The following is a 17003-nucleotide window of genomic DNA, read 5'->3' as shown; positions in this document are numbered from 1 at the left end:
ATATTGCGGACTCAGAGCTTAATGATAAACTATATGTGAACCATTTTCATCTTTCGTAATCTCTATTGAGTATGGAAAACTTTCTTTAAGTTCATCAATATGCGTTATTACTAAGACTAATTCAAATTCATCTTTTATCATATTCAATACGTCAATAATATTTTGACGTCCAAGGACATCTTGAGACCCAAAGCCTTCGTCTATTATTAAGGTTTGTAAATTAACACCTGCTCTTCTTGATAAAAATTTTGACAAGGCGATTCTCAACGCAAAATTGATCCTAAAGGCTTCTCCACCGCTAAAAAGCTCGTATTTTCTTTTTCCCAACTCATCCGAAATTTCTATATCAAGCGTTTCTTGTACAGAGCCATTTTTGTTAATTTTTTGAGTTACTAGACTTACATACATCTTTCCATCTGATAATTTAGATAAAAAATTGTTGGCAGTATCTTCAAATTCCGGCAATGCATTTTCTATAATTAACGCTTGTATACCCTTTTTGCTAAAACTTTTCTCCAATATTTCATAATAATGTATTTCGGATAGATAAACATCCCTTTCTTTATTTAAATCGACAATTTTTTTCTCTAAAATTTCTAACCTATTCAGTTGGTCAACAATAGATGTTAAACTGGCATTTAGTTCCAGATATTCATTGTTAACAATATCCATTTTTTGTTTTATTTTTTTTATGTCATCTAACAAATTATCATAACCAACAAGCTGTGATTTGAAAAACTCCAACATTTCTTTGTCTTTGTTTAGATATTCTGAATAAACTTCTATTGTCTTTTTATAACTTTGATATGTATTCTGATAATCAGATAGATTTTTTTTTGAAATACAAAGTCTTTCATATTTTTTTTCAAAGTCTCTATATAATTCATATTTATTCTTTATATTTTCATAAAGCTCAATTGAAAAGTTTAAATTTTTTAATTTAGTTTCAACATCTAACAATTTATCTTTTTCAGCAGAAGCAAAAGATTCATTTGCCAAATAATTATTAACATCGTCAATTTTTTTCTTTAATTCGTTTAGTAGATTTAATAAGCTTTCTTTTTCAGCAATAGCATTTTTAAGTGAATCTATGTTAGCTATTAACTTTTCCCGTTTATTTTGAAGCATCAACAGATTTTCTCGTTCTTTTTTTAAAAATCTTATATTGTTTTGCTCTTTTAAAATTTCATCTTTTATTGCATATATCTTATTTGATATATCATTTATTTCTTTTTTGATATCATTCAGCAAACCGCTTTTTTTATTTTCATCAAGCGGTGAATTACACAATGGACATTTTGCACCAGTTTGCAATATTGCTTTGTAGTTTTCTTTAAGTTCTTCCGTCTTTTTATTAAAATTGTCCAGTTGAACTTTATATTCAGCTATTTTTTGAGTAGATTTTTGAATTTCTTCATCGTTTAATTTTATTTTTTCTTGTAAATTATCAATTTCCTGTAGGCCTTTTTCCAATTCACGTAATTTTGAAACATTATTTTCTATTTCATTGTACCTTAGTAAAGTATCATTGTATTTAAATTGCAAATTCTTTAGTTCCAACTGAGTTTCTTTTCTCAATATATTTATGTTAGTTTCAATTTGGATTTTTTCTCTTTCAAGCTGATTAAAATCAGTATATTTTTTTTCAAGCTCTTTTAGCTGTTCTTTTACAAATTTAAATGTATTATATCCTTCAAGGATTTCACTTTCATCCTTCAAAAGATTATTTACTTCATTTATTTTATTTTTCATATCCTCCATCATAATCTTGTATTCTGAGATTACTTTTTCGTTAAACTTTATTCTTTCACTATATTCATTGTATTTTATTATGTTATCATCCATGTAGCGTTTTTTTTCATCTAATTCGTTTAAATCAATGCTCAACCTGTCAATTTCGAATTTTTTTTCACTGCATTTTTTTAAAAGTTCATCTCTTTTGTAAACTAACTCATTTTTATCTTTTACTTCATTCATATACAGTTTCAATTGTTCATCTATAATATTTACCTTTTTCTCGTATTCATTGCGCTTTATTTTAGCTTTCTCCTGCAATCTATCGTATATATCTAAGCCCAGGACCTCAGAAAATATCTCCTTTCTTTTTGTCGAATCAGCCTCAGAAAAAAAGCCATACTTGTTTTGTGGCATGAAAGATGAAGCAACAAAAGTATCATAATCTAACATGATAGTGCTTTCAATTTTGTCTCTTGTATCTTCTAATCTTTCTTGAGTCAATGATTTTAATGTTCCATCATCTCCTATTATATGAAATTCAAGGATGGAACTTGAATTTCTTTTTTTCTTTCTTAGAATTCGATATTTAGTATTATTTATTTTGAATATGAATTCTACTTCCATCTCATCAGCACCAATTCTTATAAGATCATCACTGCCTCTACCAGCACCATCTAAACCTCTAGCTCTTCCCCAAATACACCATGTTATAGCATCCCAAAGTGATGATTTACCATTCCCATTTTTACCTGTAATTGCAGCAATATGAAATCTTGTAAAATCCATTACTTCGTTTTCAGAATATGACATAAAATTCTTCAACGTAAGCCTTATTGGAACCATTTATTTGTTCACCTCTTCTATTAGTTCTTTGTATAAGAGGGAAGCTCTTTTTAGAAGTTCATCTTTATCAACATCTAAATCAACAGACAAAAAATATTTCGATAGAGCGTCAATTGGATTAAGCTGTTCATTTATTTCAGGATTTCTTAAAGCACCTTTATCAGCATCAAATTCTTTTTTTATGCCAACAAAATAATAAGAATTTTCATTAAAATATTTGCTTATTTCTCTGTACCTGATGTGTTTATCGATATCCTTTGTGATTTTTAAGTTTAGTCTGACAATTGACTCTTTTAAATCGTATTTTTTAGCTGCTTTTAATATTTCTTCAGTAGGATAAGAATCATCTTTTATTTCGATATTGATAGTTTTAAACTGCCTGGAATTCGTAGTGATAAACTTATGTGTAACATTCTGTCCATCGATAATGACGTGACAGAAACCTTTTTCGTCTCTTTCTTCCCCAAAATCTATTTTCTCTATACTGCCACTGTATACGGCAAGTGGCATATCCCATACTACTTGATATTTATGTATATGACCCAATGCAATGTATTTGTATTGCGGTCTAGCAATTACGCTTATTGGTACAACAACTTCATCTCCAATCATAATGCTTTTTTCACTGCTGGTGATAGCTCCTGTTACGGATACATGAGCTGATAAAATTGATGGTATAGAAGGATCAAGTTTTGCCGTAAGAATATCAATGATAGTATTTATTTTTTCAATCATTTTTTTGTTTATCTCATTTATACTTAAATTTTTGCTTTCTTCAAGTTTCAAAAGAAAACTTTTAGGAAAATACGGAAGACACGCAACTTGCAATGGACCATTCTTAGTTTCAATAAGAAAAATATCAGGTTTGTTGGCTACATATACGTTCTTTACATCTAAAATTTTATATATATCAAAAGCCCTTGCTTTCGAATCAGAATTTGGTTGGTCATGGTTTCCGTTGTTTATAACAACAGGAATATGTTCTGAAAGACGTTTTATTCTTTTTGCCAGTTCTCTTTGCTGAGTAGGATTAGGTTCCCTGGATTTGTACATATCGCCTGAAATAACTGCTATGTCACAATTCTCTATAGAATAATCTACAAACCGATCAAACGCATTTAGAAAATCTTCTAATCTAGTATTTAATCCTGTTTTTTTGTTTATAATACCGTAATTCTCTATTCCAATATGAATATCTGCTGTATGTGCAATATTTATCATTTGTTTCACCTTCTTCTAATCAGTCTGGAAATAGCTCATCGATTTTTTCTTTTTCCATCAATTCTAAAAATGGTTTATTTATAAAATCAGAATCATCGTAAGTCGAAATATCTTTATAAAATTCTTGGTCGTAGTTTCTCGTTTTAATCACAACAGGCATAGGTACAGCATGTCCCAATATTAAAGCCTGTTGCTTTTGCTCAAGACTTGCTAATACATTTCTCAATTTCGATGCATTATTTACACCCGATAAAAACGAATTAATGTCGTTATCATCCTCTAATCGACAAGTAATCTTTGTCCCAATTTGAGACATTACCTCTGAATCAATTTGGGATGTCCTCTGGTCTACAATCAATAAAGTCACATTGTATTTCCGCATTTCCCTTGCTATTTCTCCCATAGTAGTCTCTTTAGAAATTGAAGGATCTAAAAATCTGTGAGCTTCTTCTATTGTGATGATTAAAGGTATGGGACCTTTTCCGTTATTAGCTATAGCTTCCTCAGATTTTTTTACATACATATCATGTATATGCCTTGTTATGATATTCGCTACAAGCATATAACCCAATGTTGACACATTTCCAAATTCAACAACGACATTTATACCATTTTGCAAGTAATCCATTATTTGTTTTATACAATCGTTAGGGACAACTTCCATCAAAAAAGGAAGCTTCGTAAATCTCTCCAACTTTCTTCTTAAAGCTTGAAGAGAACTGGCATTAGCACCTATATCTAATGCATATTCATCAATTTCCGAAGCATCTATATTAAGGAAATTATACAGCCAATTGTCACCTTCCCTTTTCATTATTTGATAAATACTTTCAATTGCTGTAGTATTTAGATTCAACATGGAATTAAGCAACAAAATATCATCCGGAGTTATTTGATTGTAGGCAATGTTTAAAACGCCATCAATAGGTACCTGTCTCCTCAAAGAAGATTCTCTATCTAAAGTAAATATTGCAACTTTACTTCCGAATAATTGCCTTAGCCCTTTTACATAGCCGCTATTTTCGCTTTTTGCACCATAACCATATTCATTATGAGCATCAAAAATAAGACTAACTGCTAAATTTGATTTTACTAAACCAGACAACAATAACCGCGTCAAATACGTTTTTCCAGTTCCAGCTCGGCCAAAAATACCTGTGCTTCTTTCTACTAACCTTTTTAAATTAATACAAATTGGTGTATCCATTTCAGGCGGTGTACCGATGTAAAAATTTTCTTCTGATGGTTCTCCGAAAACAGCATATATATCTTCTTTATCTGCATCTAATGCATAAGAACCATAAGAAGGTATCGATTTTACTGTTAAAGGATTTTTGCTTTCATCTATTTGTATCATAGGTGACAATGTGACAACACCGTATACTCCTGTACCTTCTATTATTTTCTCATCTATTTCACTGTCAAAATCTGTTCCACTGATCATTATTTGAGGATTAACAGCTTCATACTTTATATCGGTTACCATGCATAAATATTTGTTTTTCTTGCCGGTTACTACTATAAAATTGCCAACCTTAACATCTTCTATAATGCTGTCACCTATAAGTTTAACATCTAAACCAGATGAAATAGATCCTCTAAAAATTTTCCCTTTCATATATTACACATCCTTTTTATGGTCACATACCTGTCAAAATCATTCTTTAACAATCTTATCAACTCTTTGCCAACTTCAATCAAATATGTTTTTTCATCAGAATCGTGAGAATATAAATTCCTTATGGCTGCTGCTATTAATTCATCTTCAATCCCTGTTTTGCTATTTAATATATACTTTATATAATTGAGATTTTCCCTTATACATTTTAAATCACTTTCATCGCATAGATATGTAAAAGCATGTATTTTAGCTGGTTTAGGTGGAATTAATCCAATGTATCTGTCTTTTTTATATCCAATTATTTGCACTTCAAAATACGTGTGCATTAATTCAAAAATTTGTGGCTGCTGCATTTTCAACTCTTCTTCAGACAATCCAAAAGCTACTGGTTTTCTACTTTGGTCATCGCTCATTGTAGAGACATTATATACAATTCCATATATAGTTATATCGTTTGATGTTGTTTTTACAAAACTTCCAAAATCAGGACCATCATTTAATTTTATCGATTGACACAAAAATTTCTGCGTACTGGTTTCTATGACTTCACCTATATGATTCTGATTCATAGAATACTACTCCTTTTCCTTTGCGATTTATACGATCGAGATACTTTCAAGCCGCTTCTTACATATAAGTTCGAAAGAATATTATAGAATTGTTCCCTATCTGCGCCAGTAACAACAGCTTGTTCATGTGCTTCTGACAGTGATATTGGATACCCATTTCCTTTTTTGGCTTGATCATAACATATAAAATGAACTAAATCTAAATTTCTTCTATCGGTTGCAACCCAGTATGGAATCTCTATTCGTGCAATTTCATTTCCTGTATTTAAATAAAAAAATGCAATTTTGTGCTGACCATAGTTTTCTAAAATATGGGATGTGCTTAGGAACAACGGAGATCTTTCTCCTTCATTAAGTATTTTCAAAAAAAGATCAGCATCGTTTAACTTGTTTATGACACTACAAGGTAATTCTTTATCATTTTTCAAATATGGGCAATTGCTACAATTTACTGGATCTTGTGGACACAGCGATATACGCAACATATTTATAAAATCGTTGCTTTTTGGAGAACTTATATAACCGACTATAGGTGTATCAGATTTTTGTGCATAATCAAAAGTCGCAAGAACACTATCGATTATATTCTGTTCATCAGGTTCTCCCTGTACCATCCATTCTATCAGTGTCCCATCAACGAACGCTATCTTATTTTTGCTCTTTATTTTAGAGATACATTCGGAAATTTTTTTATACTCCATTATTGTTCTCTTAAATGTTATATCCTTAGGAGTAACTAAAGCTTTAACACCTGCATATTCCTTAAATAAATCTTCTTCCTTAAAATACAGATACGGTTCAGATTTTAATTCTGCACCTGAATCTTCACCATAGGTAAATATTACATAACCTATATTTATTAAATAGCATAATCTGATTTCATGTCTATCAGGCATAATTTGTGAGCCATCCACTGCAAGTACACTGTAGTCTTTTATAATATCGCTGACAAAATTTGTGCTATTTAAACTTTCAAGCGGAATTGCAGTTAACCAAGATGTTTTGCTGGATTTTATCTTTTTTACAAGTTCATCCTCAACACCTTTAGCTTTATTAAATTCATTGATTGCATTCTTTAAATCATTTGATATATTATTAAGCATACTTTTTTCGCTGCTTATTAATGCATTAAGCAAAGGAATCAACTTAGAACTATTTAACAATTTAATAAACCTCCTCATCTGAGAGGACTTTATTTATATCTTCGATTTTAAATCTTTTTCTGTATAGATAATTTTTGATTTTTAACTTATCATTAGAGGAAACACTTTTTTTTCTAATTAATTTTTGAATTACTTCTACTTCATTATCATATAGTTCACAAAGTTTAATCTCAATTAAAGAAGGTTCTATTCCCTTTCTTATAAGTTCATTGTAAATCCTATACTTGCTGAAAAGGCGCTCTTTCTTTTCTTTTACATATACCTCTGCGTAATACTCATCATCCAAATAATGCAAATCTATAAGCTTATTTATGACATCACTAATTACAGAATCGCTATATCCTTTTAAGCGCAGTTTCTCACATAGCTCTTTTTTTGTTTTCATAGCATAAGATAGAATTCTAATAGCATCGTTATATGCATTTTTAAATACCAAGTAGTTTACATAATAATTATATTGTTCTTTGTCAATTTCAACGCCGCTTTCTAACTTAAACATTTCTTTTTCTTCGTAAGAAACTGAAAAAGCGTATTTATCATCTATATAAACGTTAAATCGCATATTATCGTTTTTCTGTTTTTCTATATTTGTTATCTTCATTCAATCACCTTTTATAGAAAAATAACCCTCTACAGGGTTACTAATCTTGTTCAACTTCATCATCGATGATAGATTTTTTTGTTGTTACCAAAAGATTAAAATTTTCTCTGATTTTGTTTTCTATCTCATCAGCAATTGCTTTATTTTCTTTCAAATACTGTTTTGCATTTTCTCTGCCTTGTCCAAGTCTTATGTCACCATATGAATACCATGCGCCACTTTTGTCAATTATATCGATACTTGCAGCCAAATCTAAAATACTTCCTTCTCTTGATATACCTTCTCCATACATAATGTCAAATTCTGCTTGTTTAAAAGGTGGCGCAACCTTATTTTTTACGACTTTTACCCGAGTTCTGTTTCCTACAATATCATTACCTTGTTTTATACCATCCACTTTTCTTACATCCAGACGAATTGTAGAATAAAATTTTAATGCCCTTCCACCAGGTGTCGTTTCGGGATTTCCAAACATTACACCAACTTTTTCTCTCAACTGATTTATAAATACAGCTACAGATTTTGTTTTGCTTATAACACCAGATAACTTTCTTAAAGCTTGCGACATAAGCCTTGCTTGAAGTCCAACATGTGCATCGCCCATGTCTCCATCTATCTCTGCTTTCGGCACGAGAGCAGCTACAGAGTCAATAACAATCACATCTACAGCGCCACTTCGAACCAAAGCTTCGACAATTTCAAGAGCCTGTTCACCAGTATCCGGTTGAGAAACCAGCAAATTATCTATATTGACACCTACATTTTTAGCATACACAGGATCTAAAGCGTGTTCAGCATCTATAAAAGCACCTGTGCCTCCCAATTTCTGAGCCTCAGCTAATATATGTAATGCAATTGTCGTCTTGCCTGAAGACTCTGGACCAAATATTTCTATTATTCTTCCCCTTGGAACTCCTCCAACTCCTAAAGCTATGTCTAAATCTATAGAGCCAGTAGAAATCACATCGATATTAAGCTTGCTATTATCGCCAAGTCTCATTATGGAGCCTTTCCCAAACTGTCTTTCAATTTGGCTTATGGCCATGTCAAGGGCTTTTTGTTTTTCTATCATAATTTCTCCTCCCGCCAAAATTCGGCAATATTCATAATTCAATTATATATTAGTAACATTCAATAGTCAATTTTTAAACCGCTTAAATGTCTTCTAAGCATATCTAAGGCATTCATGGCAGAATTTAATCTTATCTTACCTCTATCTCCATTTGAAATTATTTTTTTTATGTATACCGTATCTTTATATGCTAAACCTATATAGACTAAGCCAACAGGTTTAGTAATTGTACCACCGCTGGGGCCGGCTATACCTGTAATAGATATACCGTAATCTGTTTTTGCAATATTTTTTACATTGACAGCCATTTCCCTCGCAGTCTCTTCACTGACTGCTCCATATTTTTCTATGGTGCTTTTAGATACACCTAAAATTCCTTCTTTTGACTCATTACTGTACGTTATAGCTCCAAATTTAAATACTTCAGACGCACCTGGTATATCAGTGATTTTTTCAGATAACAATCCACCCGTACATGATTCAGCAGTAGAAAGTGTAAGTTTTTTTGTTTTTAATAAGTTTAAAACCACAGATTCCAATGTATCATCATCTGCTCCAAAAATGTATTCGCCTAAAAGCTCTCTTATATTTTTTTCATATTCATCAATCATGTATTTTGCTTTTAGAGGATCATCTGATTTTGCAGTTATTCTCAACGTGACAAATCCATTTCCAACAAGTGGAGCAACAGTAGGATTATGTGACACAAGCAAATTATTTACCATCTCATCAACCTGTGATTCACTAATACCAAACATCTTTATGACTTTAGAAACAATTATCTCATCGCTTAAAGGTTTTAGATATGAATATACATAGTTTTTAAACATAGGTATTAATTCTGATGGTGGACCAGGTAAAACAACTACTATCTTTTTGTTTTTTTCTATAATGAAACCAGGAGCTGTACCATTGTCATTTGGTAAAATTTTAGCCCCTTCCGGGAATAAAGCCTGCTTGTAATTATTTTGGGTTAGATTTCTCTTTGACCTTTTAAAGTATGATTGAATTTTAAGCTTTGTATCAATGTCTTCAACAAGCCTTAATGAAAAGAACTCAGCAACAGTTTCTTTTGTTAAATCGTCAATTGTTGGTCCTAAACCGCCTGTTAAAATTATCAAATCAGAACGTTCTGAAGCAATTTTAAGGCACTCTAAAAGTCTGCTTTTATTGTCACCTACATTGGTTTGAAAATAAACATCTATTCCAAGTGTAGTAAGCATCTCAGATATAAATTTTGAATTTGTGTTCACAATTTGCCCTAGAAGAAGCTCTGTGCCAACAGATATTATCTCACATTTCATAAAATGCACCTTCTCATCCTAAAATTATGTTTCTACATTTCACAACATAATCAATTCCAGAATAAACTGTAAAAAACAACGCTAAGTACACAGCTATAGTTGAAAATGGGAAAAACACATATTCAAATGGATAATTATTTAGCATCAGCGATATTATAGCTATGATTTGAAATGTCGTCTTATATTTACCAAGATTGCTGGCTGCAATTACAATGCCTTTATCTGCTCCGACTGCTCTTAATCCAGTTATTATAAATTCCCTGCAAAGAATAACTATGACGATCCAACTTTGTATACGGTTTAACTGTATTAAGACAATTAAAGCAGATGAAACCATTATTTTATCCACAAGAGGATCCATAAACTTGCCTAAATTCGTAATTTGATTGTATTTTCTTGCAATATATCCATCTAACTTGTCAGTCAATGATGCAACTAAAAATAAAGAAGCCGCAATTATATTTGAGTATTTAATTCCTGACAACATTACAATTATAAAAAAAGGAACTAAAATCAATCTTGCAATTGTAATCTTATTTGCTGCGTTCACAACAACTCCCCCATTAGATCATAGTCAAAAGCTTTTGTGATCTTAACCTTAGCAAAATCGCCAATGTTTAACTTCTTATTTGACTTAAAAAACGTCATTCCATCGATATCTGGGGCATCAATATAGCTTCTTCCATAATAAAGTCCATCTTTTTGTCCTTCTACCACTACTTCAAATTCACTGCCAATTAATCTCTTATTATATTCAAGTGATATATTCTTTTGCAAAAGCATTATTTCATTATATCTTTTTTGCTTAATTTGTTCTGATATTTGATTTTGCATATCATAAGCTTCAGTATCTTCCTCTCTGGAATATGTGAATACACCTAATTTATTAAACTTTTTTTCTACAATAAATTTTTTTAAATCGTCGAATTCATCATCTGTCTCCCCTGGAAAACCAACAATAAACGTTGTTCTAATTATCATTCCAGGAATAGACTTAAGCTTTTCAATTGTATCTTCAATCTTTTTTCTCGTTGTATTTCTTTTCATTCGTCTTAAAACTTCATCATTTGAATGTTGCAACGGTATATCTATATACTTTAGCACTTTTTTATTTGTCTTTATCTCATCAATAAGTTCATCTGTAATACTGTCTGGATATGCATACAGTATTCTAATCCATTTTATTCCATTTATATTTGCCAACTTTCTCAATAAAGTTGGCAACATGTATTTATTGTAGATATCAATGCCATACTTTGTGGTATCTTGAGCAATCAATATTAACTCTTTGACACCATTCTCAGCTAACATTTTTGCTTCATTGAGCAAATCTTCTATTTTGACGCTTCTGTAACGCCCTCTCAATTTTGGTATGATGCAGAATGAACACTTATTATTGCATCCTTCTGAGATTTTCAAATACGCGTAATGTTTTGGCGTGCTTAACATTCTCGGTGAGTCTTTATCGTCCAATTCGTTTGCATGCCCATATTCTAAGATTCGCTTTCCCTTCAATGTATCTTCAATTACATCTGCAATTTTTAAAAAATCGCCAGTACCTATTACAGCATCTAATTCAGGAAGACTTTCCAAAAGTTCATCTTTATATCTTTCTGATAAGCATCCAGATGCAATTAAAGATTTTAATCTCTTTTTCTTCAATTTGCTCATTTCCAGTATATAATCGATAGATTCTCTTTTTGCACTTTCGATGAATCCACATGTATTTATAATCAAAACGTCAGCATCATTTTCATTATTTACTATATTAAATCCTTTTTCCTTTATTATTCCTAACATTTTCTCTGAATCAACAATATTTTTCGCACATCCAAGAGATATTATTCCGACATTTACCATTTGAAGCCCCTTCCTTAACTTTTTTGTATTTACAAAGAAAAGTATATACCATATAAACCACATTGTAAAGAAATATTAACCGTTTATTATTCTTTTTATTTCTTCTTCTGATAGCAATATTTGCCTTGGTTTAGAGCCGTCGTATCCACTTATTATTCCTTTTTGCTCCATCTGATCTATTATTCTTGCGGCTCTTGCATAGCCTATCCTAAGCCTTCTTTGCAGCATAGATATGGAAGCTTGTCCAGTTTCTACAATTACTTTAATTGCATCATTCATCAATTCATCTTCTTCTATTTCTTTGTTTAATGTACTTTTTGACTCGACGATTATTTCTTCATATTTTGGCTCATTAGCATTTGACTTTAAGAAATTTACGATTTCTTCAACTTCTTTATCTGAAATAAATGCACCTTGCACTCGAATTGGTTTGGATTCGCCAATCGGGTAATAAAGCATGTCTCCCTTTCCTAGCAATTTCTCGGCACCAGACATGTCTAAAATAGTTCTTGAGTCTATTTGTGATGAAACAGCAAAAGAAATTCTAGATGGTATATTTGCCTTTATGACGCCAGTTATAACATCTACTGATGGTCTTTGTGTAGCAATTACTAAATATATACCTGCAGCTCTTGCCATTTGGGCCAGTCTACATATGTATTCTTCAACTTCTGCTGGTGAAACCATCATGAGATCTGATAATTCATCTACAATAACGACTATCTTAGGCATTGTATCAATGCCATGGATTTTATTATACCCTTCAATATCTCTTACATTGTTTTCTGCAAATGCTTTATATCTTTCTGTCATTTCATTTACTGCCCAATTAAGGACGCCAGCGGCTTTTTTAGGATCTGTAACAACCGGCGTTAGCAAATGCGGTATGCCATTGTAAATATTCAATTCAACAACTTTAGGATCTATTAAAATCATTTTGACTTTATCAGGTGAAGCTTTGTACAACAAACTCACAATTAAAGTGTTAATGCAAACACTTTTGCCTGAGCCAGTAGCACCAGCAATTAATAAATGAGGCATTTTTGATAAATCAGCTATAACTATGTTTCCAGCAATGTCTTTCCCTAATCCTATTGTTAGATCGGACTTGCTTTCCCTAAATTTTTTAGTGTCTATAACTTCTCTAAGTGTTACAACAGATATTTTTTCATTTGGGACTTCAATCCCAATTGCAGATTTCCCTGGGATTGGAGCCTCTATCCTAACGGAAGGTGCTGCAAGACTTAATGCAATGTCGTCTGTTAAACTGACTATTCTGCTGACTTTGACTCCAGGGCTTGGTTGCAATTCAAATCTTGTAATAGCTGGCCCCCTGCTGACTTGCACTACTTTAGCATCAATAGCGAAATTTTTAAGCGTTTCTTCTAATTTCTTGGCATTTTCTATGATTAAATTATTGTTGACTTTTTGGTGTGGTATACCTTCTTTAAGCAATTCAATAGGTGGATAAATATAATTCTCGTAAGTTCTTCCTTTATTTTCTATCTTTGAGATTTTGACTTCATCTTCGCTCTGATCTTTTTTCTCCTCTGTTTCCTCTTTTTCTTCTAAGTACGGTTGTATTATCTTTAATTGTTGTTCTTCGTTATTTGCAATTTTTTTTCTGGATAATTTTTTTTCGTCTGGCTTTTCTACAATGTCACGTAGTATATTTTCATTATTAAATTCTAATGTCTTTTTTTTGTTTTTATATTTTTCTATAAGCTTATACATCTGTCTATATACTGATTTTATGCTTTCAATAAGTGATATATCTGTAATAAGTATGATGCTGATGATTAATGTAGAAATCAGAAACAACCAACTTCCTATAACTCCCAAAAACTTAACAAGTACAAAGACAGTTATTGCAGAAACAATCCCTCCACCTGACCCATTTAGTCCGTGCTTAATGCTATCTAAAACATAATTTTTAAAATATCCAATATTATCATAAAAATATATCTGAACCATATTTATAAAACACAGAAATGTTATTAACAAACATATGATTCTTTTATAGTCTAAAAAATTCTTATTTTTAAATAAAAGAAACAATGAATACACTAAAATTAATAGCGATATTGCATACGCACCTACGCCGAAAAGACTTTTCAATAAAATTACCAATTCTTTCCCTACTATACCTGTCTTGTCAGAATAAAGGCTTATCATAGAAATAATCGAAAAAGTAAGCAAAATTATTCCAACTATTTCATTGTTGTATTTTTCTTTAGTCTTTGATTTCATAATTATCACCCAATAATTAATTCTACATTTTATATAAAAATCCTTTTTATCAAAAAAATAGATGTGTTAAACACATCTATTATAGCACAATTTGATTTTTTTTGAAATCAATTGTAGTTCCAGGTGCGTATTTAGTTTTTAGATAATCGTTTGGATTCGTAGAGTACATTCTTATTATTTTGTATTTATCACCTTCTCTTTCTAAAATGAATGTTTTTCCTTCTATATTTGTTTCAATATAATTGTCTTTTATTTCATCACACTTTTGAAAGACGAGCTCGTAAGGAATTATAGTGTATAGCATAAAATCACCTATTTTCTTTCTCTTTAATTAATTGTTGAAGTTTTTCAATTGCTTCTGAAACACCTCCAACTTCATCTATCAATCCATAGTCTACTGCTTCTTTTCCAACCAGGATAGTTCCAACATCATTTGCCAGCTCTCCTATCTTTAACATCAGATTCATAAAAGCATCTCTTTTAATTCTTGAATTTCTTATTACAAATTCAACTATTCTATCCTGCATTTTATTAAAATAATCAAATGTTTGAGGTACGCCTATAACTAAACCTGTCATTCTTATTGGGTGTATAGTCATTGTCGCGCTGGGAACAATGAAAGAATAATTCGATGAAACTGCAAGTGGAACACCTATGCTGTGTCCGCCACCTAATACAATTGAAACTGTAGGTTTTGATAAACTGGAAATCATTTCAGCGATAGCTAAACCAGCTTCTACATCTCCACCAACTGTGTTTAGCAATATTAAAAGACCCTTTATCTGAGGATTTTCTTCAATTGCTACTAGTTGCGGTATTATATGTTCATATTTCGTAGTCTTATTCTGTGGTGGTAATATCATATGTCCTTCTATTTGCCCTATTATTGTCAGACAATGAATACTACTTTCGAAATTTGGCAAATTTGTCTGCCCAAAGCTCTGTATATTCTGCTGTACTGCCGTACCAGTTTGCACAGGCAAATCTTCATTTTTTAACATACCCATTTTATCACTCTCCTATAAAATTAGTATAAAAAAATTAGTGCATATTATGCACTAATTATAGCTTTCAAGCTTAAATTCATCGTGTAAAACCTTCACAGCTATATCTGCCTTATCTTGACTTACAAGACATGAAATAGTATTGTGAGAATCTGCCGTTTGAAAAATCTCTATATTATTATCAGATAATGCTTTTATTATTCTAGCCATAACACCTGGAACACCACGTATTCTATTGCCAATTATCGAAACTTTGCTGCAATTTTTCTTTATCGCGTATTTAACATCATTTTCTTTTAACAGCGTTTCTAATTTTGATAAATCAGCTTCCGATATGGTGAATATTTTCCTATCAGGAAAGACATTTATAAGGTCAATACTGATTTTAGCTTCTGCAATCTTCCCAAAAATATCTTTATCATCTCTATTTAATTCAATAATAACTTGAACTCTATTGTTCATATTAGCTATACCTGTAACAAGGTTATCAGAGTCATAAATGTTATTGTAAACATTGTTGTATTGAGTAATAATAGTTCCCGGACTATCGCTCATTGTATTTTTTATTACTAAAGGTATATTGCCTCGCATCGCAATTTCTACAGCTCGAGGATGTATCACTTTTGCACCTTGTTCCGCTAATTGAAAAACTTCATTATAGCTTATTCGCTTCAATATATGAGCATTTGAGACGATTCTGGGATCTGCTGTCATGATTCCATCTACATCTGTATAAATTTCTACGGCATATGCTTTCAATGCTTCACCTAATAATGCAGCAGTCGTATCACTGCCACCTCTGCCTAAAGTCGTTATATCACCATCAACTGTAATACCTTGGAATCCAGCCACTACAGGAATTATATTTTGATTTAATGCGTCAATAAGATATTGTGGCTCTACTCTTATTATTTCTGCATCTCCAAAATTATCATCCGTAATTATTCCCGCTTGTCCTCCAGTAAAAACTTTTGATTTATAGCCTTTGCTCATCAAGACATTTGAAAATATGACACTTGAAATAATTTCACCACATGACATTAAAATATCAAGTTCTCTTTTAGGAGTATCCTTATATATTGACTTGGCAAAATTTATTAAAGTATCAGTTGCATACGGATCTCCACTTCTTCCTATTGCAGATACTACTACCACTGGCATGAATCCTTGTTCAATAGCATCTACTACTTTTGATACCGCCATATTTCTTCTTTCAGACGTTGAGACAGATGTGCCACCAAATTTCTGAACAATAATATTCGTAATAACCACCCTTTCATATACATCATGCAAAATAAAATAAATTTAATATTATTATACTTTATTATGCTAATAAAGGAAAGGATATTTTCCTTTCCTTTATTAGCATAATAAAAATTTTCTCATTTTATCAAGCTCGACTTCCACAATTATCATATCATTTCCTATCTTTTTTATAAAATCCCAAGGAATCTCTATGTAATTAGGCCTGCTTCTAAAAATAGATCCTTTTGTTTCATAGACAACAATTGAATTAATCTTTCCAGTATTTTCATCGATTATAAGATCTGAATCTTCAATTAAACCAAGCCTTTTGCCATCATTTAAGTTTACAATTTCTTTGTTGCCAAATTCACTTAGTCTCATCGTATCCTCCTTTCTCATCTAGAATATTCTCGGCAATTTCTGTTGCCTGATATATCTGAATTTCAGGAGACATCTTTTAAATTTATCCCCCAAAATTTCATTCTGAAATCCTTTTTCGATTTCCAATTCATT

The 17003-nt window shown here is 31.3% G+C and carries 15 protein-coding genes; all 15 read right to left on the bottom strand.

The genetic code is table 11. The features are described 5' to 3' along the window. Nucleotides 1–18: 18 nt before the first annotated feature. Nucleotides 19–2580 carry an AAA family ATPase gene (locus HNR52_RS08965; protein ID WP_435620374.1) on the bottom strand — a complete coding sequence of 854 codons (2562 nt, stop codon included), beginning with the start codon at nt 2578–2580 and terminating at the stop codon, nt 19–21. After that, nucleotides 2581–3801 (bottom strand): metallophosphoesterase family protein, encoded by a 1221-nt coding sequence (locus tag HNR52_RS08960; RefSeq protein WP_013788036.1) that lies wholly within the window; start codon nt 3799–3801, stop codon nt 2581–2583. Between the two features lie 19 nt (nt 3802–3820). Continuing rightward, entirely contained in the window at nt 3821–5419 is a 1599-nt protein-coding gene (locus HNR52_RS08955) for an ATP-binding protein (RefSeq protein WP_435620373.1), read from the bottom strand. Then, nucleotides 5416–5991: an HAS-barrel domain-containing protein gene (locus HNR52_RS08950; protein ID WP_013788038.1), complete on the bottom strand. Its 576-nt coding sequence runs from the start codon at nt 5989–5991 to the stop codon at nt 5416–5418. Before HNR52_RS08950 ends, HNR52_RS08955 begins: the two co-directional genes overlap by 4 nt. Beyond that, nucleotides 5988–7154 carry a DNA double-strand break repair nuclease NurA gene (locus HNR52_RS08945; RefSeq protein WP_435620372.1) on the bottom strand — a complete coding sequence of 389 codons (1167 nt, stop codon included), beginning with the start codon at nt 7152–7154 and terminating at the stop codon, nt 5988–5990. The genes HNR52_RS08950 and HNR52_RS08945 overlap by 4 nt, the downstream gene beginning before the upstream one ends. Before the next feature lies 1 nt (nt 7155). Continuing rightward, a complete protein-coding gene (locus HNR52_RS08940) occupies nt 7156–7755 on the bottom strand; it encodes a RecX family transcriptional regulator (protein WP_435620371.1) in 600 nt (199 codons plus the stop codon). A 40-nt stretch (nt 7756–7795) separates the two neighbouring features. After that, entirely contained in the window at nt 7796–8827 is a 1032-nt protein-coding gene (gene recA / locus HNR52_RS08935; RefSeq protein WP_435620370.1) for a recombinase RecA, read from the bottom strand. Between the two features lie 59 nt (nt 8828–8886). After that, the gene (locus HNR52_RS08930) at nt 8887–10131 is read right to left on the bottom strand and encodes a competence/damage-inducible protein A (protein WP_435620369.1); all 1245 of its coding nucleotides are present in this window, start codon (nt 10129–10131) and stop codon (nt 8887–8889) included. Between the two features lie 13 nt (nt 10132–10144). Then, nucleotides 10145–10681: a CDP-diacylglycerol--glycerol-3-phosphate 3-phosphatidyltransferase gene (gene pgsA / locus HNR52_RS08925; protein ID WP_013788043.1), complete on the bottom strand. Its 537-nt coding sequence runs from the start codon at nt 10679–10681 to the stop codon at nt 10145–10147. Continuing rightward, nucleotides 10678–11991, bottom strand: coding sequence for a 30S ribosomal protein S12 methylthiotransferase RimO (gene rimO, locus HNR52_RS08920; protein WP_435620368.1), 1314 nt, complete (start codon nt 11989–11991; stop codon nt 10678–10680). Before rimO ends, pgsA begins: the two co-directional genes overlap by 4 nt. Nucleotides 11992–12066: 75 nt before the next feature. After that, nucleotides 12067–14241, bottom strand: coding sequence for an FtsK/SpoIIIE family DNA translocase (locus HNR52_RS08915; protein ID WP_013788045.1), 2175 nt, complete (start codon nt 14239–14241; stop codon nt 12067–12069). 79 nt (nt 14242–14320) lie between these two features. Further along, nucleotides 14321–14545: a YlzJ-like family protein gene (locus HNR52_RS08910; RefSeq protein WP_013788046.1), complete on the bottom strand. Its 225-nt coding sequence runs from the start codon at nt 14543–14545 to the stop codon at nt 14321–14323. Between the two features lie 4 nt (nt 14546–14549). Continuing rightward, nucleotides 14550–15248 carry a ClpP family protease gene (locus HNR52_RS08905; protein WP_013788047.1) on the bottom strand — a complete coding sequence of 233 codons (699 nt, stop codon included), beginning with the start codon at nt 15246–15248 and terminating at the stop codon, nt 14550–14552. Nucleotides 15249–15299: 51 nt separating this feature from the next. Next, a complete protein-coding gene (gene dapG / locus HNR52_RS08900) occupies nt 15300–16538 on the bottom strand; it encodes an aspartate kinase (protein ID WP_013788048.1) in 1239 nt (412 codons plus the stop codon). Between the two features lie 69 nt (nt 16539–16607). Beyond that, complete coding sequence (locus HNR52_RS08895; RefSeq protein WP_435620367.1) at nt 16608–16871, bottom strand: YlmC/YmxH family sporulation protein; 264 nt, start codon at nt 16869–16871, stop codon at nt 16608–16610. Nucleotides 16872–17003 lie beyond the last annotated feature (132 nt).

Source organism: Thermoanaerobacterium thermosulfurigenes, from assembly GCF_051201035.1.
GTDB classification, from domain to species: Bacteria; Bacillota; Thermoanaerobacteria; order Thermoanaerobacterales; family Thermoanaerobacteraceae; genus Thermoanaerobacterium; species Thermoanaerobacterium thermosulfurigenes.
Note: the sequence above shows the minus strand (reverse complement) of the source record. Positions and strands in the feature narration are given on the sequence as shown.